This is a genomic window from Rheinheimera lutimaris (genome assembly GCF_013283795.1).
Lineage (GTDB): Bacteria > Pseudomonadota > Gammaproteobacteria > Enterobacterales > Alteromonadaceae > Alishewanella > Alishewanella lutimaris.
On sequence record NZ_JABSOD010000015.1, the window covers coordinates 52,566 to 75,742 of the forward strand.

Genomic DNA, 23,177 nt, shown 5'->3' on the forward strand with positions numbered 1-23,177 from the left:
GGAGGTTATCTTGACTAAGTCCGCCCTGCTCGTACTGGAAGACGGCACCGTATTTCGCGGTACAGCCATTGGCGCTGAAGGAGTTTCTGTAGGGGAAGTGGTGTTTAACACTTCCATGACCGGGTATCAGGAAATATTGACTGATCCCTCATATGCAGAACAAATCGTTACTCTTACTTATCCACACATTGGCAATACCGGTACTAACCTTGAAGATGAAGAATCCGGACAAATCTGGGCCAGAGGCCTGATCATCCGCGACCTGCCCCTTCTTGCCAGTAATTTCCGTAACCAACTCTCTCTTAGTCAGTATTTAACACAACATAATATTCTCGGCATCGCCGATATCGATACCCGCAAGTTAACCCGTATTTTACGCGAGAAAGGTGCGCAAAATGGCTGCATTATCGCCGGCGACAACCCGGACGAAGCCAAAGCACTGCAACTGGCCAAAGGCTTCCCGGGCTTGTCAGGTATGGACTTAGCCAAAGAAGTTACCGTTAAACAAGCTTATCAGTGGACTGAAGGCAGTTGGGCACTGGGCGAAGGCCATCGTGCTGCAGCACCACAGCAGTTCCATGTGGTAGCGTATGACTTTGGTGTAAAACGCAATATTTTGCGTATGTTGGCAGATCGCGGCTGTAAGCTGACAGTGGTTCCTGCACAAACACCGGCTGCTGATGTGCTGGCCATGCAACCGGACGGCATCTTTTTATCCAATGGCCCGGGCGACCCGGCACCTTGCACTTACGCTATCGAGGCGATTAAAAGCTTCCTTGAAACTGATATTCCGCTGTTTGGTATCTGTTTGGGCCACCAGTTACTGGCGCTGGCCAGCGGTGCTAAAACAGTGAAGATGGGCCATGGCCACCACGGTGGTAACCACCCGGTGCAAAACCTCGGCACTAAGCGGGTACTGATTACCGCGCAGAATCACGGCTTTGCTGTTGATGAAGAGAGCTTACCGGCGAATCTACGCGCTACGCATAAATCGTTGTTTGACGGCACGTTACAAGGCATACACCGTACCGATAAACCGGCATTCAGCTTCCAGGGGCACCCTGAAGCCAGCCCGGGCCCGCATGAGGCGTCAGAGCTGTTTGACCACTTTATTGCGCTGATGCAACAAGCCAAAGCCTAAGCGAACAGAATTACGGAGAGTTACTGCAATGCCAAAACGTACAGATTTAAACAGCATTCTGATTTTAGGTGCCGGCCCCATAGTGATCGGCCAGGCCTGTGAATTTGACTACTCAGGCGCTCAGGCCTGTAAAGCATTAAAAGAAGAAGGCTACCGCGTTATTCTGGTGAACTCTAACCCGGCCACCATTATGACCGATCCGGAAATGGCTGACGCCACCTACATCGAGCCAATTCACTGGCAGGTTGTGGAAAAAATCATTGAAAAAGAGCGGCCCTGTGCTGTGTTGCCAACCATGGGCGGCCAGACTGCACTAAATTGTGCGCTGGATTTAGAACGCCATGGCGTATTGGCCAAATATAACGTTGAGATGATAGGCGCCACTGCTGATGCTATCGACAAAGCTGAAGACCGTGGCCGTTTTGATAAAGCTATGCGCTCTATCGGCCTGGCCTGCCCGCGCGCCGGTTTTGCCCACTCATTAGATGAAGCTTACCAGGTACTGGATGATATCGGTTTCCCGTGTATTATCCGGCCGTCATTCACTATGGGTGGCTCGGGTGGTGGTATTGCTTACAACCGCGAAGAGTTTGAAGAAATTTGTACCCGCGGTCTGGACTTATCGCCCACCAAAGAGTTGTTGATTGACGAGTCGTTAATTGGCTGGAAAGAATACGAAATGGAAGTGGTGCGCGATAAAAACGATAACTGCATTATCGTTTGTGCCATTGAAAACTTCGACCCTATGGGCGTACACACCGGTGACTCTATCACTGTAGCGCCGGCGCAAACCCTGACTGACAAAGAATATCAAATCATGCGTAATGCCTCTTTGGCGGTACTGCGTGAAATCGGTGTTGAAACCGGCGGTTCGAACGTACAGTTTGGTATCAACCCGATTGATGGCCGGATGGTTATTATCGAGATGAACCCGCGCGTGTCGCGCTCATCTGCACTGGCGTCTAAAGCAACCGGCTTCCCGATTGCCAAAGTGGCTGCCAAGCTGGCGATTGGCTACACCCTGGATGAACTGGCTAACGATATTACCGGTGGTAAAACCCCGGCGTCGTTTGAACCCAGCATCGATTACGTGGTAACTAAGATACCGCGCTTTAACTTTGAAAAATTCGCCGGCGCCAATGATCGCTTAACCACCCAGATGAAGTCGGTGGGTGAGGTGATGTCCATCGGCCGTAACCAGCAGGAATCTTTACAAAAAGCGCTGCGCAGCCTTGAAATTGGCGTTTGCGGCCTTGATCCGGTCATTGATATCAGCTTGCCGGAAAGCAAAGATAAAATTATCCGCGAATTAAAAGAGCCCGGTTCACACCGTATTTGGTACATTGCCGATGCATTCCGCCTTGGTATGAGCATGGATGAAATTTTCAGCTTAACCAATATCGATCGCTGGTTCCTCGTACAAATTGAAGATCTGGTAAAGGAAGAGCTGGCGCTTAGCAAAGACGGTTTTGTTGCGCTGGACGAAGCGCGGATAAAACGCTTAAAGCGTAAAGGCTTTGCCGATAAACGTATCGCCGATGTGTTGGGTGTTAGCGAAAACGAAGTACGTAAAAAGCGCTACAGCTTTAATATTCATCCGGTATACAAACGGGTAGATACCTGTGCCGCTGAATTTGCGTCTGATACCGCCTATATGTACAGCAGCTACGATGAAGAGTGTGAAGCGGCGCCGACCAACCGCGATAAAATTATGATTATCGGCGGCGGCCCGAACCGTATAGGTCAGGGTATCGAATTCGATTACTGCTGTGTACACGCGTCACTGGCACTGCGCGAAGACGGTTTTGAAACCATTATGGTGAACTGTAACCCGGAAACCGTTTCTACCGATTACGACACCTCAGATCGTTTGTACTTTGAACCCATTACGCTGGAAGATGTGCTGGAAATCGTGCGTAAAGAGCAGCCTAAAGGCGTTATCGTGCAATACGGTGGCCAAACGCCACTGAAATTAGCCCGTGCGCTGGAAGCTAATGGCGTGCCAATTATTGGTACTTCGCCGGACGCCATTGACCGTGCCGAAGACCGTGAGCGTTTCCAGCAAGCGGTTGAGCGTTTGGGCTTAAAGCAGCCAAAAAACGCTACTGTAACCAGCATGGAAGAAGCCATTGCCAAGGCGCCGGAAATCGGTTTTCCGATGGTAGTTCGTCCGTCTTACGTACTGGGCGGCCGTGCTATGGAAATCGTTTATGACGAGCAGGATTTGCGCCGTTATATGACGGATGCGGTAAGTGTATCGAATGACTCACCGGTGCTGCTGGATAACTTCCTGGACGATGCCATTGAAGTTGATATCGACGCTATCTGTGACGGTAAAGAAGTAGTCATTGGCGGCATTATGGAACACATTGAGCAAGCCGGCGTGCACTCCGGTGACTCGGCTTGTTCGTTACCACCGCACAGCCTGAGCAAAGAAATTCAGGATGTCATGCGTGAACAGGTTAAAAAGCTGGCGCTGGAGCTGGGCGTAGTAGGCCTGATGAACACCCAGTTTGCGGTAAAAGATAACGAAGTTTACTTAATTGAAGTAAACCCGCGGGCTGCCCGGACTGTGCCGTTTGTGTCTAAGGCAACCGGTGTCGCAGTAGCCAAAGTGGGCGCGCGTTGTATGGCCGGCAAATCGTTGGCTGAGCAGGGCGTAACCAAAGAGATTATTCCGCCGTTTTTCTCAGTAAAAGAAGTGGTGATCCCGTTTAACAAATTCCCGGGTGTCGATCCTATTTTAGGCCCCGAGATGCGTTCTACCGGTGAAGTTATGGGCGTGGGTGATACCTTCGAGCAAGCGTTTGCCAAAGGCCAGTTAGGTGCCAGCACCTTAATTCCGACCGGTGGCCGTGCCTTGCTTTCAGTGCGTGACAGCGATAAAGTGCGCGTAGTTGAACTGGCTAAACTAATGGTAGTCAAAGGCTTTGAGCTGGATGCTACCGGCGGTACCGCTAAGGCACTGGAAGCTGCAGGTGTGGTTTGCCGTACAGTAAACAAGGTGTCTGAAGGCCGGCCGCATATTCTGGACCGTATTAAAAACGGTGAGTACAGCTATATTGTCAATACCACTGACGGTCGTCAGGCCATTGAAGATTCTAAAGTAATACGCCGTGGTGCCTTGCAATATAAAGCTAACTACACCACTACGTTAAATGCTGCCTTTGCTACCGTTAAGTCCAACGCCGCCAGCGCGTTTGACAGCGTAGCATCGGTGCAGGAACTACATAAGAGAGTGAACGGATGAGTGCAATCCCGATGACAGTGCAGGGCGCAGAACGTTTGCGCACTGAACTGCATGAATTAAAATCAGTGAAACGGCCGGCGATTATTCAGGCCATTGCCACTGCGCGCGAACACGGCGATTTAAAAGAGAATGCGGAATACCACGCGGCCCGTGAGCAACAGGGTTTTTGTGAAGGCCGTATTCAGGATATTGAAGCCAAGTTGTCTAATGCGCAGATCATTGATATCAGCAAGTTGCCTAATACCGGTAAGGTTATTTTCGGTAGTACGGTAACTATTCTGAATCTGGATTCAGAAGAAGAAGTGACTTACCGCATTGTTGGTGACGATGAAGCCGATATTAAAAATAACCTGATTTCGGTTAATTCACCCATTGCGCGTGGCTTAATCGGTAAGGTAGCAGATGATGTTGTTAACATTACCACGCCCAAAGGCGTGGTAGAGTTTGAGATCACTGCTGTGCAGTATATCTGAGCCATTCGGGCAAAAAGAAGCGCCTGCTAAAGGCGCTTTTTTTATATTTAAAATTTATTTGCGTGGTAAGGCAATTTTTTTATCTTCGCCCTGGCGGAACAACACCAGTGTTTTACCGATTACCTGAACTTTCTCAGCTTTGGTTTCACGGATAATAGCATCCATGATCAACACTTTTTGTTCGCGATCTTCAGTAGGTACTTTCACTTTAATTAATTCATGAAAGTTAAGCGCTACTTCGATTTCGGCAACTACACCTTCGGTCAGGCCATTACCGCCGAGCAGGATCACCGGCTTAAGTTCGTGTGCTTTGGCTTTTAAAAATTGTTTTTGTTTGTTGGTTAAACTCATAAAATGACTATTTCCGCAGGTAACGCTTGAATTTGCGTTATTGTAGCGCCATCTAACGCATAACACTAATCAAGAGTGAAAGCATGACCAAGAAAAAACGCTCTGCCAGTTCCACCCGCTGGTTGAAAGAGCATTTCGATGATCAATTTGTGCAAAAGGCACAAAAGTTAGGCCTGCGTTCACGTGCAGCGTTTAAACTGGAAGAAATAAACCAGCAGGATAAACTGGTTAAATCCGGCATGACAGTAGTGGATTTAGGCTCGGCCCCCGGCAGTTGGTCGCAGTTTTGTGTTGGCCTGGTGGGTGATAAAGGTACTGTGATTGCATGTGATATTTTGCCGATGGACCCGATAAACGGTGTGAGTTTTCTGCAGGGTGATTTTCGCGAAGAAGCAGTATTGGATGCTTTACTGAGCCGGATTAACGGTAAGAACGTAGATGTAGTGTTATCAGATATGGCACCGAATATGAGCGGCAATGACACTACCGATCAGGCGCGTTCGGTGTATTTGGTAGAACTGGCATTAGATATGTGCAACAAAGTGTTGAAGCAAAATGGCAGTTTTGTGGTCAAAGTATTTCAGGGTGAAGGTTTCGAGCAGTTTTTAAAAGATGTGCGTGCAGCCTTTACCACAGTAAAAATTCGCAAGCCTGATTCGTCCCGTGCACGTTCACGGGAAACATATATCGTGGCTACCGGCTTCAAAGTCTAGTAAAGTAGTCGGGTAATTATCTATTTATCGGTAAGAAGAGGTTATAACCTTGAGTGACATGGCAAAGAATTTGATTGTCTGGTTAGTGATCGCCGTTGTACTAATGTCGGTGTTCAATAGCTTTGGCCCCGGCAACACCGCGGATCAGCTAACCAGCTACACTCAGTTTATCAAAGAGGTAAACCAGGGGCAGATCCGCGAAGTTAAAGTGGAACGCACCGGGGTTATTACCGGCTTAAAACGCAGCGGTGAGCGCTTTGAAACCGTAGTCCCCGGTGGCTATGACGAAAAGTTGCTGGACGACCTGATTAAAAACGACGTAAAAACCCTGGGCAGTAAGCCTGAGGAAAGCAGTTGGCTGACGACGATTTTTATTTCCTGGTTCCCGATGCTGTTGTTAATCGGCGTGTGGATCTTCTTTATGCGTCAGATGCAGGGCGGCGGTGGCAAAGGTGCCATGTCATTCGGCAAGAGCAAAGCACGCCTGATGGGTGAAGATCAGATTAAAACCACTTTTGCTGATGTCGCCGGTTGTGACGAAGCTAAAGAAGAAGTGTCTGAGCTGGTAGATTATCTGCGTGACCCGTCACGCTTTCAAAAACTGGGTGGTAAAATTCCAACCGGTATTCTGATGGTTGGCCCACCGGGCACCGGTAAAACGCTGTTAGCCAAAGCCATTGCCGGCGAGGCTAAGGTACCTTTCTTTACCATTTCCGGTTCAGACTTTGTAGAAATGTTCGTTGGTGTTGGTGCCTCCCGCGTACGCGACATGTTCGAGCAAGCGAAAAAAGCTGCGCCTTGCATTATCTTTATCGATGAGATTGATGCCGTTGGCCGTCAGCGTGGTGCCGGTTTAGGTGGTGGCCATGATGAGCGTGAGCAAACCTTAAACCAGATGCTGGTAGAGATGGACGGCTTTGACGGCAATGAAGGTATTATTGTTATCGCTGCAACCAACCGGCCTGACGTACTGGACCCTGCATTATTGCGTCCGGGCCGTTTTGACCGCCAGGTTGTTGTTGGTTTACCGGATGTAAAAGGCCGCGAGCAAATTTTAAAAGTGCATATGCGTAAAGTTCCGTTGGCTGAAGGTGTAGAACCATCCGTAATTGCCCGCGGTACGCCTGGTTTCTCCGGTGCCGACTTAGCTAACCTGGTTAACGAAGCGGCACTGTTTGCTGCCCGCGGTAATCGCCGCGTGGTGTCGATGGACGAGTTTGAAAAAGCCAAAGACAAGATCATGATGGGCGCAGAGCGTCGCTCTATGGTGATGACAGAAAAAGAAAAAGAGATGACGGCGTACCACGAAGCAGGCCATGCCATTGTTGGCCGTCTGGTTCCGGATCATGACCCTGTTTATAAGGTCAGTATTATTCCGCGTGGCCGCGCTCTGGGTGTCACCATGTATTTACCGGAACGTGACCGTGTATCGCACAGCAAACGCTTGCTGGAAAGTATGATCAGTTCATTATTCGGCGGTCGTATTGCAGAGGAAGTGATCTACGGTTTTGAATCTGTTACTACCGGCGCCTCGAACGATATTGAACGTGCCACCGACTTAGCCCGTAAAATGGTAACCCAGTGGGGTTTTTCAGAGAAATTAGGCCCGCTGTTGTATGCCGATGAAGAAGGCGAAGTGTTCCTTGGCCGCTCGGTCAGTAAAAATAAGCATATGTCTGAAGATACGGTGAAAGCTATTGATGCTGAAATCCGCCAGTTTATTGACCGTAACTACGACAGAGCGAAAAAGCTGATTGAAGAAAATATGGACATACTGCATGCGATGAAAGATGCGTTAATGAAGTATGAAACCATCGACGCTAAGCAAATTGACGATTTAATGGCGCGACGCGAAGTACGCCAGCCGGAAAACTGGGAACCGCGTGATAAGCCGGGTTCAGATGATAAACCGGAGGCCAAAGCCAACAAAGACGATGACATCGTTGCAGATGGCAAGCCTTCAGAAGGCAATTTGCACTAAGCAGTGCTGGCTGTGTTAGTTAACAGTTGTCAGTTAATCCAAGCCCCGGTTATGCCGGGGTTTATTTTTAGCAGTACCCCGCCAAGCAGGAGTTTATATGCAGTTGTGTTTGCCCCGTCAGCGTCGCCTGGATCTTAGCCGCCCTGTGGTAATGGGCATTTTAAATCTGACGCCGGATTCGTTCTCCGACGGTGGCCGTTATAATCGCTATGACGCTGCGCTGCGTCAGGCAGAACAAATGTTGACGGATGGTGCGGTTATTATCGATATTGGCGGTGAGTCTACACGGCCAGGCGCCGCGGCTGTGCCGGCGCACGAGGAGCTTGCGCGGGTAGTACCGGTAATTGAAGCGTTGCGCCGGCAGTTTGATTGCGTTATCTCTATCGATACCAGTAAGGCCGCTGTTATGTCAGCCGCGGTTCAGGCCGGTGCCGATATTATTAATGACGTGCGTGCATTACTTGAACCTGGCGCTTTAGCTGCTGCGGTATCAGCGCAGGTGCCGGTATGCCTGATGCATATGCAGGGCGCACCGCGCAGTATGCAACAAGCGCCGCAGTATCAGGATGTAGTGTCTGAGGTGAAACAGTTTTTGCTTGAGCGGGCGCGCGCTTGTGAGCAAGCGGGGATAGATAAACAACAGATTATTCTCGATCCCGGTTTTGGTTTTGGCAAAAGCCTGACGCATAACTATGTACTGTTACAACAACTGCAGCAGTTTGCTGATTGTGGCTATCCGTTGTTGGCCGGCATGTCACGTAAATCAATGATTGGACAGTTGCTGAACATTCCGCTCAATGAGCGTTTGGCAGCCAGCGTGGCCTGCGCTACTATTGCAGCATTGCAAGGTGCCCGCATTATTCGCGTGCATGATGTTAAAGAAACCGTGCAGGCGGTCAGGGTTGTGACCGCAATGCAGTATGGAGCATAAAGGATGAGCAGAAAATATTTTGGTACTGATGGCATACGCGGCAAAGTGGGTGATTTTCCCATCACACCTGAGTTTGCGATGAAATTAGGCTGGGCAGCCGGCCGAGTGCTGTCACAACGTGGTACCCGCAAAGTGCTGATTGGCAAAGATACGCGTATTTCAGGCTATTTGTTAGAAACTGCATTAGAAGCAGGCCTGATTGCCGCCGGTATTGATGTACGTTTGCTTGGTCCTATGCCGACACCGGCAGTAGCGTATCTTACCCGCACCTTCCGTGCTGAAGCCGGCATTGTGATCAGCGCTTCACACAACCCTTATTATGACAACGGCATTAAGTTTTTCTCCGCCGATGGCACTAAGCTACCGGATGAAGTTGAACTGGCCATCGAATACGAGCTGGAACAACCTATGGTGTGCGAACCATCTGAAAAGCTGGGTAAAGCAACCCGCATTGATGACGCCGCCGGCCGTTATATTGAATTTTGTAAAAGCCACTTACCTAACCACCTGTCCTTGAAGGGGCTGAACATTGTCATAGACTGTGCTCATGGTGCGACTTACCACATAGCACCGGCAGTATTTAAAGAGTTGGGCGCTACGGTAACGGTTATTGCGGCCACACCGGACGGTTTCAATATCAATGATCACTGCGGTGCTACTCATACTGAGTTGCTGCAAAAAACGGTTGTGGAGAACAAAGCGGACTTAGGCATTGCTTACGATGGTGATGGCGACCGCGTAATGATGATAGACCATACAGGGCGAGTAATAGACGGCGATGAGATTGTTTATATTATTGCCCGCGCCGCCAAAGAACAGAATAAATTACAAGGTGGTGTGGTTGGCACACTTATGAGTAATTTAGGTTTGGAATTGGCGCTGAAAGAATTAGGCATTCCGTTTGAGCGCAGTGCGGTAGGTGATCGTTATGTCATGGAGCTGCTGCGTGAGAAAAACTGGCGTATCGGCGGCGAAAATTCCGGCCATGTACTTAATCTCGACTATACCTGTACCGGCGATGGTATTATTGCCTCGCTGCAGGTGCTTAATGCAATGATAGAAGCAAAGATGAGCCTGGCCGAGTTTAGCCGTGGTATGCATAAATTGCCGCAAGTGCTGGTAAACGTGAAGTTTGAAAAGGGTACAGCACCGCTCGAGAAGCAGCACGTGAAGCAAGTTATTGCGGACGTTGAAGCCCAATTAAGCAGTTCCGGTAGGGTGCTGATCCGTAAAAGCGGCACTGAACCGTTGATCCGCGTGATGGTTGAAGGTGAAGATGCAACCCAGGTGCGTAATTTTGCCGAACAGATTGCAGCTGCGGTTAAAATAGCCAGTTGATTGTTCAAATGCGCCAATAATACTTGTTTGCACGGGCGTGGTTCGTTACTATCGCGCCCGTTTAATAACGGGAATACAGCATCATGCAACGCACACCCTTGATTGCAGCGAACTGGAAAATGAACGGTTCAGCCGCCCTGGCGCAACAACTGACTGTAACATTGGCAACGCTTTCGTTAGACACCACAACTGTGGTTGTTTGCCCACCGGCCACGTTGTTAACGCGTTTTAACACTCCCGGCAATTTTGCCTTAGGCGGCCAGACGCTGAGCCATGAAAGCAGCGGTGCCTATACCGGCGAAATCAGCGCAGAGTTGCTGCAGGAAGCCGGTGCGAGCTATGTGATTGTCGGCCATTCTGAACGGCGTATGCTGAATTTTGAAAGCGACGAACTTATCGCTGCTAAGCTGAAACAAGCCGTATCATCCGGCCTAACGCCGATACTCTGTGTCGGCGAGTCGTTACAACAACGCCAGCAAGAAAAAACACAGCAGGTTATTGCACGGCAACTTGATGCGGTGTATGCTTCGCAGCCCGAATTACTGCTGAAATCAGTGATTGCATACGAGCCAATTTGGGCCATAGGTACAGGTGAGTCCGCTACGCCGCAACAGGCTCAGGCAACTCATGCTTTTATCAGGCAGCATTTGGCACAATACGATGCGCAGGCAGCAGAAACGGTAAAATTATTGTATGGCGGCAGTGTTAATGCAGACAATTGTGCTGCGTTATTTCAGCAAGCCGACATAGATGGTGCTCTGGTAGGCGGCGCAAGCCTGAAACCGGCAGAATTTGCGCAAATTTGCCTTGCAGTTACAAAAGGTGCAAAGGAATAAGCATGTACGAAATTTTGATTGTAGTTTATTTATTAGTAGCATTGGCCTTAATTGGCTTGGTGTTGATTCAGCACGGTAAAGGTGCTGATATGGGCGCTGCCTTTGGTGCCGGCGCTTCTGCTACAGTGTTTGGTTCGTCCGGAACCGGTAATTTTTTAACTAAAACTACCACTATTTTAGCAACCATCTTTTTCGTGTTAAGCCTGGTGCTGGGTAACTACAGTGCCGGACAAAGCAAACAGGTTGACGAGTGGCAAGACTTGTCAGTGCCGGTTACTGAACAGGTTGAACAGAAAAAAGATGACACCAGCGATATCCCTGTAGGTAACTAATCCGCTTAATTCAGCCGAGGTGGTGAAATTGGTAGACACGCTATCTTGAGGGGGTAGTGTCTTCGGACGTGCGGGTTCAAGTCCCGCTCTCGGCACCAAATATATCAATAGTTTGCTCAGGCAACGCTTGCGATAAACCAGTCAGCGCTATATAATAAGCGCCAATTACGGACGCGGGATGGAGCAGCCTGGTAGCTCGTCGGGCTCATAACCCGAAGGTCGTCGGTTCAAATCCGGCTCCCGCAACCAACTTTGCAGTACAAAATAGTTTAATTGTGTTTTAGTACTGAAGGTTGTCGGTTCGCTCTTAAATCTTGGGGCTCCCGCAACCAAATTTAGTTTCAATTAACATTGGCGATATGTTAGTTGATTGGATGCCCATTCGCCCCGCTAGTTCGGGGCGTTTTCGTATCTGCAGACTCAGTTTTAAGCAGTATTGGGCTAAGCAGCCCTTTTTTTATTTGCTGCTGTTACCAGGTTACCGGTGCGGTAGCAGGCAACAACAGCTTTTCCGGAGGTCGCGTTGAACAAGCAAGAACAGAAACTGACAGAGCTATTACAGCCCACTGTTGAAGCCACCGGCTTTGAATTGTTGGGGTTAGAGCTGGTGCAGGCTGGTCGTCATTCAACATTGCGCTTGTATATTGATCACGCTGATGGCGTAAACGTAGATAACTGCGCCCTGGTTAGCCGTGAGGTTAGCGCTATTTTAGATGTGGAAGATCCGATTACTAATGAATACCTGCTGGAGGTATCGTCACCCGGCTTGGATCGGCCATTGTTTACGGCAGAGCATTTTGCTGCCGTAGTCGGGCAAAAAATTGAAGTAAAACTGGCTATTCCACAGGATGGCCGGCGTAAGTTTAAAGGCGTACTAACAGCTATTGAAGACGATATGTTGATAGTGGAAGTAGATGGCAAACCCTATCGTTTGCTGATGGATAACGTAGATAAAGCAAACGTGGTACCGGTGTTTTAAGGTATCGGGGCAAAGCGAGGCAACACACAATGGCAAAAGAAATATTATTAGTTGTTGATGCAGTTTCAAACGAAAAGTCAGTGCCGCGGGAGAAGATTTTCCAGGCATTGGAGTTTGCGTTGGCTGCAGCCACCAAAAAGAAGAACGAAGGCGATATTGAAGTTCGTGTCAACATTGACCGCAAAACCGGCTCGTACGAAACTTTCCGCCGCTGGCAGGTTATTCCGGATGATCAGGTGCAAGAGCATCCATACCGCGAAATGACGTTGTCTGCAGCGCAGTATGACGACCCGTCAGTACAGGTTGGCGACTACTACGAAGAGCAAATTGACTCTATCGAGTTCGACCGTATCACTACCCAGATGGCGAAACAGGTTATCGTACAGAAAGTACGTGAAGCAGAGCGTTCACAGGTAGTAGAAGCTTATATCGACCAGGTGGGTGAGTTAGTCACCGGCGTGGTGAAAAAAGTTAACCGCGACAGCATCATTATTGATTTAGGCAACAACGCTGAAGCCATGCTGGGTCGCGATGAAATGTTACCGCGCGAGACCTACCGCCCGGGCGACCGCCTGCGTGCGTTGTTGTTTGAAGTAAAGCCGGAAGCACGTGGTGCTCAGTTATTTTTAAGCCGTTCACGGCCGGAAATGCTGTTGGAATTATTCCGCATTGAAGTGCCGGAAATCGGCGAAGAAATGATAGAACTGCGTGGTGCAGCCCGTGATCCCGGTGCCCGTGCCAAAATTGCGGTGAAAAGCAATGACCGCCGTATTGACCCGGTAGGCGCTTGTGTTGGTATGCGTGGCTCACGTGTACAGGCTGTATCAAATGAATTAGCCGGCGAACGGGTTGATATCGTGTTGTATGACGATAACGATGCCCAGTTTGTTATCAATGCCATGGCACCGGCTGAAGTGGCGTCTATCATCGTTGATGAAGATGCTCATTCAATGGATATCGCAGTGGAAGATGCCAACCTGGCAATGGCGATTGGCCGTAATGGTCAAAACGTGCGTTTAGCCAGCCAGCTTACCGGTTGGGAACTGAACGTGATGTCGGTTTCAGCGATGAAACAAAAACACCAGGAAGAAACTGCCAAGGTACGTCAGGTATTTGTTGATGCTCTGGAAATTGACGAAGATTTTGCCGATGTGCTGGTAGATGAAGGTTTCTCCACGCTGGAAGAAATTGCTTATGTGCCAATCAGCGAACTGTTAAGTATCGACGGTTTGGACGAAGCAACAGTGGAAGAGCTGCGTGGCCGTGCCAAAGCAGTATTAACCACCCGCGCCCTGGCCAGTGAAGAATCATTGGAAGATGCGCAACCAAGTGAAGCGCTGTTAGCGCTGAAAGAATTAGATACCCACACGGCCTACGTTTTGGCCAGTAAAGGGGTAACAACGTTAGACGACCTGGCAGAGCTGGGTGTCGATGATTTACTGGAAATAGTCACCATGTCGGAACAACAAGCCGCCGACCTGATCATGGCAGCCCGTAACATCGTTTGGTTTAGCGAAGAAAATAAGTAGTCAACGGAGGTAACAACACAAATGGCAGAAGTCACTATAGAAAAGCTAGCCAGTGATGTCGGTACTACTGTTGATCGGTTAGTGCAGCAATTCGCTGATGCCGGTATCAGTAAAACAGCCGGACAGATGGTCAGCGAAGATGAGAAAAAGTCCCTGCTGGAACATTTAAGTGCTCAGCATGGTGGTAAATCGGCAGAGCCTGCGCGTTTAACGTTAAAACGCAAAGAAAAAACCACGCTTAGCGTAGCCGGTGGCGCAGGTCGTAACCGTGAAATTCAGGTGGAAGTACGTAAGCAAAAAACTTATGTGAAAAAACCGGTAGTGGACGAGGCAACATTAAAAGCCCAGGAAGAAGCGCGTTTGGCTGAAGAAAAAGCCAATGCCGAAGCCGAGCACGCCCGTGCCGAGGCCGAGCGCAAAGTGAAAGAAATTGCCGCCGCTAAAGCGAAGGAAGAAGCTGAGCGTAAAGCCGTTGAAGCTCGCCGTCGTGAAGAAGCCAAGCAAGCTCAACTGTTAAAAGACGACCCTGAAGAAGCTGCCCGTCGCGCTGCCAAAGAAGAAGCGCGTAAAGAAGCCGAACATATTCGTCAGCAACAGGAAGCCGAAGCACTGCGTAAGCTGGAAGAAGAAGCCGCTAAGCAGGCAGAAGCTGCCCGCAAACTGGCAGAAGAAAACAGTGAACGTTGGGCGCAGGAAGAAAAAGCCAAGCCAGCCGACACCGACGATTATCACCTGACCAGCAATGAGTTTGCTAAGCAAGCTGAAGACGAAGTGGACGCTAAAGAAGAGCGTGCAGGCCGTCGCGGTGCCGCTAAAAAAGCGCCTGCCGTTAAAGGCAAAAAGAAAGATGATGCCAATGACAAAGAGGCATTTAATCGCGCTAACCGTCATGTGAAGAAAAAGAAAACGCCAACCAGTATGCAGCACGGCTTTAATAAACCAGCGCAGCCGGTTGAACGTGAAGTGAAAATTGGTGAAACCATCACTGTGGCTGAACTGGCTGCCAAAATGGCGGTTAAAGCCTCAGAAGTGATTAAGGTTATGATGAAAATGGGCGCCATGGCGACCATTAACCAGGTCATTGATCAGGAAACTGCCGCCATTGTCTGTGAAGAAATGGGCCATAAAGTTACCCTGACCAAAGAAAACGAGCTGGAAGAAGCGGTAATGTCTGACCGTCAGGGCGAGGGCGAGTTAGAGTCCCGTGCGCCGGTAGTTACCGTAATGGGTCACGTTGACCATGGTAAGACGTCATTACTGGATTACATTCGTAAAGCTAAGGTAGCAGCCGGTGAAGCCGGTGGTATTACCCAGCATATCGGTGCTTATCACGTTGATACCGACCGCGGTATGGTAACTTTCCTTGATACACCAGGCCACGCTGCGTTTACCTCAATGCGTGCCCGTGGTGCTAAGGCGACCGATATCGTTATCCTGGTTGTTGCCGCAGACGATGGTGTAATGCCGCAAACCAAAGAAGCTATCCAGCATGCGAAAGCGGCCGGTGTGCCGATAGTGGTTGCAGTAAACAAGATGGACAAACCGGAAGCTGACCCGGAGCGCGTACGTAACGAACTGTCGCAGTACGATGTTATCTCTGAAGAGTGGGGCGGTGATGTACAGTTTGTGCCGGTATCGGCAAAATCAGGTATGGGCATCGATGACTTACTCGAAGCTATCCTGAACCAGGCTGAATTGCTGGAATTAAAAGCCGTTAGACAAGGCCTGGCCCGTGGTGTGGTGATTGAATCACGCCTGGATAAAGGTCGTGGTCCGGTAGCATCAATCCTGGTACAGGAAGGTACGCTGCAACAGGGCGAAATCGTGTTGTGTGGTTTTGAATACGGCCGTGTTCGTGCAATGCGTGACGAAAACGGTAAAGAAATCAAAACTGCCGGCCCGTCTATTCCGGTAGAAATCTTAGGTTTATCCGGTGTACCACAAGCCGGTGACGAAGTAACGGTAGTTAAAGACGAGCGTAAAGCGCGTGAAGTAGCGCTGTATCGTCAGGGCAAATTCCGCGACGTTAAGTTAGCACGTCAGCAGAAATCTAAGCTGGAAAACATGTTTGCTAACATGACTGAAGGCGATGTGTCTGAGCTGAATATCGTGCTGAAAGCGGACGTACAGGGGTCGGTTGAAGCGATCACTGAGTCACTGATGAAACTGTCAACCGACGAAGTAAAAGTGAAAATTGTCGGCAGTGGCGTAGGCGGTATTACCGAGACCGACGTTACCCTGGCTGCGGCTTCATCGGCAATTGTTATCGGCTTTAACGTACGTGCCGACGGCACAGCACGTAAGTTGGTAGAAGACGAAGGCCTGGACTTACGTTACTACGGCATCATTTATGAGCTGTTAGACGAAGTACGTGCCGCGATGACCGGTATGTTAGCGCCTGAGTTCAAGCAGCAGATCATTGGTCTGGCGCAGGTACGCGATGTGTTCCGTTCACCTAAGTTCGGTGCAGTGGCCGGTTGTATGGTTACTGAAGGTGTTATCAAGCGTAACGCACCAATTCGTGTACTGCGTGACAACGTGGTTATTTTCGAAGGCGAATTGGAATCGCTGCGTCGCTTTAAAGATGACGTCAGTGAAGTACGCAACGGCTTTGAATGTGGTATCGGCGTGAAGAACTACAACGATGTGCGCGAAGGCGATCAGATCGAAGTGTTCGAAGTGATACAGGTTGAACGCACCCTGTAACAGGCAACGCAGCAATAAAACAGGGGCCTTGGGCCCCTGTTTTGTCTGTTGCAGACAATGGAAATAGAGCAATGAAAGAATTCTCGCGGGTCGACAGACTGTCGCAGCAAATGAAGAAAGAAATGGCGGTGATCCTGCAACGCGAAATTAAAGATCCGCGTCTGCACAGCATGATCACGGTATCGGATGTTGAGGTGTCGCGAGACTTATCGCATGCCAAAGTGTTTGTGACCTTTTTAGGTCTGGCTGATGAGAAGGTTGAAGACAACCTTAAGATCCTTAATGATGCCTCCGGCTTTGTTCGCAGTTTAATTGGTAAGCGTATTCAGGCGCGCATCGTGCCGCATATCCGCTTTGCCTTTGATGAGTCATTAAACGAAGGTATTCGTATGGCTACTCTGGTCAGTACTGCACGGGCAGAAGATGACCGCCGCCGGTTGCAGTCGGGTCAGGCACTGGATGATGTAGCCGATGCTGCAGATAGCACAGATAGTAGCGACGAGCCGAAAAACTAATGGCACGGAAAAATGCCCGTGCCGTTAACGGCATTTTGTTATTAGATAAACCGCTGGAAGTGAGCAGTAACGGCATTTTACAGCGGGTACGCTGGTTGTTTCAGGCACAAAAGGCAGGACACACCGGCGCATTGGATCCAATGGCATCCGGTTTACTGCCAATCTGTTTTGGCGAAGCCACTAAGTTCAGCCAGTTTTTACTTGATACCGACAAAACGTATCTGGTTACCGCTAACTTTGGTATTCGTACCAGTACCAGTGATGTTGAAGGCGAGGTAATAAGCCAGAAACCGGTGCAATTCAGCCAGGCTGAACTGCAGCAAGCGCTGACAGCCTTTCGCGGCGATATTTTACAAGTGCCTACCATGTTTTCGGCACTGAAATACCAGGGCCAGCCGCTATACCGTTATGCGCGTCAGGGCATTACCGTGCCGCGCGAAGCCAGACCAATCACTATCTTTCGCTTTGAGCTGCTTAAGTTTAATGGCGCTACGGCAGACTTTATTGTGCATTGCAGCAAAGGTACTTACATCCGTACCCTGATAGATGATTTAGGCGAAGCCCTGGGTTGTGGCGCTCACGTCGGCGCGTTGCACCGCACCCAGGTCGGCCCCTTTACTGCTGAGCAGATGGTTACACCTGCGCAGTTGGATGCATTGGCAGAGCAATGTCATGCCAATGCTGATTTTACTGCTATGGACGCCTTGCTGCTGCCCTTGGACGCCGGCATTGTTACTATGCCTAAACTGCAGCTGACAGAGCAGGAGCAACACCGTTTACAACATGGCCAAAACTGTATTGCAACCGTAGCTGATATCGCCGCGGTAAAACTGCATGGCGCGGACGACAGCTTTTTTGGTGTCGGTCAGGTGGAGCAGGGAGTACTCAGCTCGCGCCGTTTGCTGAATACGGCAGCTGTGCAGTAGCCGGCTACAGAAACGCCTTGTAAAAAAACGGCAAAATGCTATGATACGCCGGATTTTTTGGGGTCTGCTGGATGAGTGATCGGCGATTCCCTTACTTAGTTCACTCACATTTGGAGTTAAATATGTCTTTAAGCGCTGCTGATAAAGCAAAAATCGTTGCCGACTTTGCTGTTAAGCAAGACGACACCGGCTCACCGGAAGTACAGGTAGCCCTGTTAACTGCGTCTATTAACCACCTGCAGGGCCACTTCGCCCAGCATAAGCATGACTTCCACTCTCGTCGTGGTCTGCTGCGTATGGTTAGCCAGCGTCGTAAGTTACTGGATTACTTAAAAGGTAAAGACCAGAGCCGTTACGCAACACTGATTGAGCGTTTAGGCTTACGCCGTTAATCCGCATTCAGTTAAAAAGGGGCTTTAAGCCCCTTTTTTTATCCATAAGACTAATTTTTATCCAAAGTTAACTATTTACTGAACTATCTTTGTGCTTTGGTTACAGAGTATACTACGCAATAATTAAACGACAAAAATGACATCGCAATCAGGCGATCAAGTAAAGGAAACAAACACGTGACTCCCATCGTAAAATCATTCCCGTTCGGCCAACATACTTTTACCTTAGAAACCGGCGTTATCGCCCGTCAGGCAGATGCCGCAGTGCTGGCCAGCCTGGGTGATACGTCAGTTTTAGTAACGGTAGTGGGCAAGAGAGAACCTAAGCCAGGTCAGGATTTCTTCCCGTTAACGGTAAATTATCAAGAAAAAATGTACGCAGCCGGCCGTATCCCGGGCGGTTTCTTTAAACGTGAAGGCCGTCCAAGTGAAGGCGAAACCTTAACGTCACGCTTAATCGACCGTCCGATTCGCCCGCTGTTCCCGGAAGGCTTTATCAATGAAGTGCAGGTTATTGCTACTGTAGTATCAGTACAGCCTGAAATTCAGCCGGACATCGTAGCGTTAATCGGTGCTTCTGCCGCGTTGGCGTTATCAGGTATTCCGTTTGCCGGCCCTATCGGTGCTGCCCGTGTTGGTTATATCAATAATCAATATGTACTGAACCCGTCAGAAGAAGAGCTGAAAAGTTCTAAGTTAGACTTAGTGGTAGCCGGTACTGCCAGTGCAGTATTAATGGTTGAGTCTGAAGCCGGTATTCTGTCTGAAGACGTGATGTTGGGTGCAGTAATGTATGGCCATGAGCAAATGCAAACGGCTATCAATGCTATTAACGAATTTGCTGCTGAAGGCGGCAAGCCTAAGTGGAACTGGCAAGCGCCGGCGAAAAACCTGCCGTTAATTGAAAAAATTGACGGTCTGGCCCGTGCGCAATTAAGCGAAGCTTATCAGATCACTGAAAAAGCCAAGCGCTATGAGCGTATCGGCGAAATTAAAGCCGCGTTAGTAGAAAAACTGACTGCTGAGTTGGCTGAAGGCGAAGAGCTGAACAAAAACGAAGTAGGCGAGATTTTCCACGAGCTGGAATCGAAAGTCGTACGTGGCCGTATCACTAAAGGTGAACCGCGTATTGACGGCCGTGACCCGGAAATGATCCGTGGTTTAAGCGTTATGACCGGCGTACTGCCACGTACTCACGGTTCAGCACTGTTTACCCGTGGTGAAACTCAGGCACTGGTAACGGCTACCTTAGGTACAGCACGCGATGCACAAAACATCGACGACTTGTTAAGCGCCAAAACCGACACCTTTATGCTGCACTACAACTTCCCACCGTACTGTGTGGGCGAAACCGGCATGGTAGGTTCACCTAAGCGTCGTGAAATCGGCCACGGCCGTTTAGCCAAGCGCGGTGTATTAGCGGTAATGCCAGACTTCAATGACTTCCCGTACACTGTGCGTATTGTGTCAGAAATCACAGAATCTAACGGTTCAAGCTCGATGGCATCAGTCTGTGGCTCGTCTTTAGCCCTGATGGACGCCGGTGTACCAATTAAAGCTTCTGTAGCCGGTATTGCCATGGGCCTGGTGAAAGAAGGTGACGATTTCGTGGTGCTGTCAGACATCTTAGGTGATGAAGATCACTTAGGTGATATGGACTTTAAAGTAGCCGGTACTACCGATGGTATTACCGCACTGCAAATGGACATTAAGATCGACGGTATTACCAAAGAAATTATGCAAATCGCGCTTAAGCAAGCTAAAGCTGCCCGTTTGCACATTCTGAACGTAATGGATCAGGCTATCAGCGGTCACCGCGAAGAAATGTCTGAGTACGCACCGCGTATCTACACCATGAAAATCAACCCGGAAAAAATCCGTGAAGTTATCGGTAAAGGCGGCGCTGTTATTCGCCAGATCACCGAAGAATCCGGTACTACTATCGAGCTGGAAGATGACGGCAGCATAAAGATTGCAGCCACTACAGCGAAAGCAGCACAAATTGCTATCGACAAGATCAACGCTATTACGGCAGAGATTGAAGTAGGTGCTATTTATGAAGGTGAAGTTGTACGTATCGTTGACTTTGGTGCCTTTGTAAACGTATTGCCGGGTAAAGATGGCCTGGTACATATTTCACAAATCTCTGATGAGCGCGTGAATAACGTATCAGAGCACCTGACCTTAGGTCAGAAAGTGTCTGTGAAAGTACTGGAAGTAGACAAGCAAGGTCGCGTACGTTTAAGTATCAAGGAAGCCAACGCTAAACCTGCTACTGAGTCTGCTAATGCTGAAGAAAATGCCTGATAGGCTGTTACGCCGCGCAGCGCCACTGGCGCTGTTGGCTCTACTGATCGGCGGCTGTGCTTCACAGCCGTCGTCTACTGCCGGTTGGCTTATTCCTGAGCCGCTGGCAGTGTCTTACCGCACTGAGCTGGCGATAGCCAGGCTAAGCGAGATACTGTATCGGGCCGAGTTATCAGAAGAGCAATCTGCTCAGCTGTATTACGACCGCGGCGTAATGTATGACAGTGTTGGCCTGCGATCTTTAGCGCGGCTGGACTTTTTAAGAGCGCTACGCTTAAAACCGGATATGGCCGATGCCTACAACTTTGTGGGTATTCATCATACCGTCAGTGGCGACTTTGATCAGGCCTATGAAGCTTTTGATTCTGCACTGGAATTAGCACCGGAACACGAGTTTGCTTATTTAAACCGGGGTATAGCGCTGTATTATGCCGGTAAAACAGAATTGGCGATTGGTGATTTTCAGCGTTTTCTGGCGTTAAAGCCCACCGACGCTTATCGCGTGATCTGGTTATATCTGGCACAAAGCGAGTTATCGGCAGAGCAGGCACAACAGCAATTGGCACAACACGCGTTAATCCTGGATAAAGCTGAATGGTCCGGCAATATCGTGCGCTTTTTACTGGGTGAAATCAGTGAGCAGGCGTTGCTGGACTCGGTGTTGCAGGATTTATCCGGCCCGCAGCTGTTAGCCGAGCGTTTGTGCGAAGTCTACTTTTATCTGGCAAAGTGGCACGAAAGCCAACAGCAGCCGGAGCAGGCACTCAGCTACTATAAACAAGTGCTGGCTACCAATGTGTATGAGTTTGTTGAACATCGTTACGCGCGGCTGGAAATGGCCCGCTTGCGTGGTGAAGTACAACAAATTGATGCCTATGATGAGCCTTAACACTATTCGCATCGCCGTTTTTAAAAGCCGGTTTACCGGCTTTTTTGCTTTTATATTGCTGACCGCCTGCCAGAAACAACCTGCTGAAACTGAATTAATGCACCAGGCGCAAACCGATCCTGCGGCTGCAGTGCGGCTGGCCGGTCAGCGTTTGGCAACGGCAGAGTACGATGCTGCGCTGCGCTGGCTGCGCCATGCGGCACTGCTGGGTGATACCGCGGCACTGCAACACGCATTGCAGTTACAACAACGTCAGCAAGGCCGGCTGGCCACCGCACAGTGGTTACAGCAACAGCTTGACGATGGCAGCCTGAGCGCGGCATCTGTCCCCTTTGCGACACGGGCAGAGCTTGGCTTGTGGCAGGGCAATAAGACCACTGTGACGGGTTTTGAAAACACCAAAGGCTGTCGTTTAACCTTACAACCGGTAGCCAGCCAACAAGCGGGAGCGGACACCTGGCGGCAACTGTTGCAACACTGGCAGGCCGATAAGCAATTGTCGCAATTGCCGGTATGTTTTTTACCGCTGCACACTGTTAACAGTACTGAATTGGCGTGTTCAGAGCACAGTAACAGTCTGGTGCAATGCCGCTATCAGGTGTTGGCCGACGCGGTGAGCACGGGCGATTTCAGCCAGTTGCTGGTTATTGCCGGACGGGGTAAAGCCAGCTACAACAACGGTATCTTGCAACTGCCGGATAACGCCGGGCTGGCGTTATTACGGCATGAATTTATGCATATTCTTGGTTTTATTGATGAGTACCGCTTATCTGCCGCTGCTGCTGAGCAAGTATGCCGTGCCGGTAAGCAGTACCCTAATCTGTTACTCGGCCGGGACAGCCAGGCTTATTTAGCGCATTGGCAGCTGCAAGCGCAGGATATCAGTCTTACACCGGTGCAAACCTGTGCTGCCTTGCAACAGCCGGCATACCGTGTTGTTGCGCAAAATAATCTGATGCGCTCTTATGAGCTGGCTTTGCCGGAGCTGTATTTTCAGCTGGCACAGCGTATTCTGGCGCAGCCTGAACGGCTGATGCCGGTACAATATTATTTTGCTTATTTGGCACGGCAGCAGCAAAACTGGCCACAGTGGCAGCAGTTTATGCAGCAGGCGTCTGAATGGGGTTACGCCGATGCGCAGCAGGCGCTGGCCGGCAGTGAAGGTTAGTCGCTGTCGCTCAGCTCAGCCAGCTCGCGGCCAAGCACATCGCTATCGCCCAGGTTAAGCTCTAATAAGCGGCGCAGGTGCGACACACTTTCAATATCAATACGTTCACAGTGCAGGCCTACTACCTTATCTGAGGTATGCGCTACGCTAACCTGCATTTCCATCTCCAGCGGAAAATCGTTTAACTGAATACGCAGTAACATCTGCTTGGGTAAACTACGCGGCCAATCGTCCGGTTTGCGGATTAAAGCGCCTTTTAAAGATAAATCCAACACTTCTGTCTGACAGCTGTGGCCGCCAATATCAAGATGCGCTTTGCCTTTAAAATTTACCCTGCTAAATCGTCTGTGTTCCATCGCTTCCCCCCGCGTTAGTCTATGAAGCATAGCGCTTTTCCGCTGAAAGAAAAGCGCTTAAAGG

General features: G+C 49.7%; 20 protein-coding genes and 2 tRNA genes. 20 read left to right on the plus strand and 2 right to left on the minus strand.

What is annotated here, in order from left to right; all coding sequences use genetic code 11:
- Positions 1-10: 10 nt before the first annotated feature.
- Genes carA through greA form a run of 3 tightly spaced genes read left to right on the plus strand, consistent with a single transcriptional unit; the run spans position 11 to position 4,864 of the window.
- A complete protein-coding gene (carA, locus tag HRH59_RS13985) occupies positions 11-1,141 on the plus strand; it encodes a glutamine-hydrolyzing carbamoyl-phosphate synthase small subunit (protein ID WP_173501896.1) in 1,131 nt (376 codons plus the stop codon).
- A gap of 28 nt (positions 1,142-1,169) precedes the next feature.
- On the plus strand, positions 1,170-4,391 hold the full coding sequence (gene carB, locus HRH59_RS13990; RefSeq protein ID WP_173501897.1) for a carbamoyl-phosphate synthase large subunit: 3,222 nt from the start codon (positions 1,170-1,172) through the stop codon (positions 4,389-4,391).
- Positions 4,388-4,864 (plus strand): transcription elongation factor GreA, encoded by a 477-nt coding sequence (greA, locus tag HRH59_RS13995; RefSeq protein WP_173501898.1) that lies wholly within the window; start codon positions 4,388-4,390, stop codon positions 4,862-4,864. Before carB ends, greA begins: the two co-directional genes overlap by 4 nt.
- A 54-nt stretch (positions 4,865-4,918) precedes the next feature.
- Here the strand turns inward: greA and yhbY are convergent, their stop codons facing one another.
- A complete protein-coding gene (yhbY, locus tag HRH59_RS14000) occupies positions 4,919-5,215 on the minus strand; it encodes a ribosome assembly RNA-binding protein YhbY (RefSeq protein WP_173501899.1) in 297 nt (98 codons plus the stop codon).
- 83 nt (positions 5,216-5,298) lie between these two features.
- Here yhbY and rlmE point away from each other — a divergent pair, with 83 nt between their 5' ends.
- The 17 genes from rlmE to HRH59_RS14085 all read left to right on the plus strand — a co-directional run bounded on the left by rlmE (position 5,299) and on the right by HRH59_RS14085 (position 22,757).
- The gene (rlmE, locus tag HRH59_RS14005; RefSeq protein WP_173501900.1) at positions 5,299-5,928 is read left to right on the plus strand and encodes a 23S rRNA (uridine(2552)-2'-O)-methyltransferase RlmE; all 630 of its coding nucleotides are present in this window, start codon (positions 5,299-5,301) and stop codon (positions 5,926-5,928) included.
- 58 nt (positions 5,929-5,986) lie between these two features.
- Positions 5,987-7,909 (plus strand): ATP-dependent zinc metalloprotease FtsH, encoded by a 1,923-nt coding sequence (gene ftsH, locus HRH59_RS14010; protein ID WP_218573530.1) that lies wholly within the window; start codon positions 5,987-5,989, stop codon positions 7,907-7,909.
- A 97-nt stretch (positions 7,910-8,006) separates the two neighbouring features.
- A complete protein-coding gene (gene folP, locus HRH59_RS14015; RefSeq protein WP_173501902.1) occupies positions 8,007-8,840 on the plus strand; it encodes a dihydropteroate synthase in 834 nt (277 codons plus the stop codon).
- A 3-nt stretch (positions 8,841-8,843) separates the two neighbouring features.
- Positions 8,844-10,178 carry a phosphoglucosamine mutase gene (glmM, locus tag HRH59_RS14020; RefSeq protein WP_173501903.1) on the plus strand — a complete coding sequence of 445 codons (1,335 nt, stop codon included), beginning with the start codon at positions 8,844-8,846 and terminating at the stop codon, positions 10,176-10,178.
- An 83-nt stretch (positions 10,179-10,261) separates the two neighbouring features.
- A complete protein-coding gene (gene tpiA, locus HRH59_RS14025) occupies positions 10,262-11,014 on the plus strand; it encodes a triose-phosphate isomerase (protein ID WP_173501904.1) in 753 nt (250 codons plus the stop codon).
- 2 nt (positions 11,015-11,016) lie between these two features.
- Positions 11,017-11,346 (plus strand): preprotein translocase subunit SecG, encoded by a 330-nt coding sequence (gene secG, locus HRH59_RS14030; protein ID WP_173501905.1) that lies wholly within the window; start codon positions 11,017-11,019, stop codon positions 11,344-11,346.
- 13 nt (positions 11,347-11,359) lie between these two features.
- A tRNA-Leu gene (locus HRH59_RS14035) sits at positions 11,360-11,444 on the plus strand.
- 74 nt (positions 11,445-11,518) lie between these two features.
- Positions 11,519-11,595 (plus strand) — tRNA-Met (locus HRH59_RS14040).
- 274 nt (positions 11,596-11,869) lie between these two features.
- Positions 11,870-12,325, plus strand: coding sequence for a ribosome maturation factor RimP (gene rimP / locus HRH59_RS14045; RefSeq protein WP_173501906.1), 456 nt, complete (start codon positions 11,870-11,872; stop codon positions 12,323-12,325).
- Between the two features lie 29 nt (positions 12,326-12,354).
- Positions 12,355-13,854, plus strand: coding sequence for a transcription termination factor NusA (nusA, locus tag HRH59_RS14050; RefSeq protein WP_173501907.1), 1,500 nt, complete (start codon positions 12,355-12,357; stop codon positions 13,852-13,854).
- A gap of 21 nt (positions 13,855-13,875) precedes the next feature.
- Positions 13,876-16,560 carry a translation initiation factor IF-2 gene (infB, locus tag HRH59_RS14055; protein WP_173501908.1) on the plus strand — a complete coding sequence of 895 codons (2,685 nt, stop codon included), beginning with the start codon at positions 13,876-13,878 and terminating at the stop codon, positions 16,558-16,560.
- A gap of 71 nt (positions 16,561-16,631) precedes the next feature.
- Positions 16,632-17,075, plus strand: coding sequence for a 30S ribosome-binding factor RbfA (gene rbfA, locus HRH59_RS14060; protein ID WP_173501909.1), 444 nt, complete (start codon positions 16,632-16,634; stop codon positions 17,073-17,075).
- A complete protein-coding gene (gene truB / locus HRH59_RS14065) occupies positions 17,075-18,001 on the plus strand; it encodes a tRNA pseudouridine(55) synthase TruB (RefSeq protein ID WP_173501910.1) in 927 nt (308 codons plus the stop codon). Before rbfA ends, truB begins: the two co-directional genes overlap by 1 nt.
- 122 nt (positions 18,002-18,123) lie before the next feature.
- The gene (rpsO, locus tag HRH59_RS14070) at positions 18,124-18,393 is read left to right on the plus strand and encodes a 30S ribosomal protein S15 (RefSeq protein ID WP_173501911.1); all 270 of its coding nucleotides are present in this window, start codon (positions 18,124-18,126) and stop codon (positions 18,391-18,393) included.
- A gap of 177 nt (positions 18,394-18,570) precedes the next feature.
- A complete protein-coding gene (gene pnp / locus HRH59_RS14075) occupies positions 18,571-20,700 on the plus strand; it encodes a polyribonucleotide nucleotidyltransferase (protein ID WP_173501912.1) in 2,130 nt (709 codons plus the stop codon).
- Positions 20,681-21,589, plus strand: a complete 909-nt coding sequence (gene nlpI / locus HRH59_RS14080; RefSeq protein WP_218573531.1) for a lipoprotein NlpI — start codon at positions 20,681-20,683, stop codon at positions 21,587-21,589. Before pnp ends, nlpI begins: the two co-directional genes overlap by 20 nt.
- On the plus strand, positions 21,576-22,757 hold the full coding sequence (locus HRH59_RS14085; RefSeq protein ID WP_218573532.1) for a hypothetical protein: 1,182 nt from the start codon (positions 21,576-21,578) through the stop codon (positions 22,755-22,757). Before nlpI ends, HRH59_RS14085 begins: the two co-directional genes overlap by 14 nt.
- On the opposite strand, the gene HRH59_RS14090 is transcribed toward HRH59_RS14085, so the two are convergent.
- Positions 22,754-23,113: a PilZ domain-containing protein gene (locus HRH59_RS14090; protein WP_173501913.1), complete on the minus strand. Its 360-nt coding sequence runs from the start codon at positions 23,111-23,113 to the stop codon at positions 22,754-22,756. The genes HRH59_RS14085 and HRH59_RS14090 overlap by 4 nt on opposite strands.
- Positions 23,114-23,177: the final 64 nt, after the last annotated feature.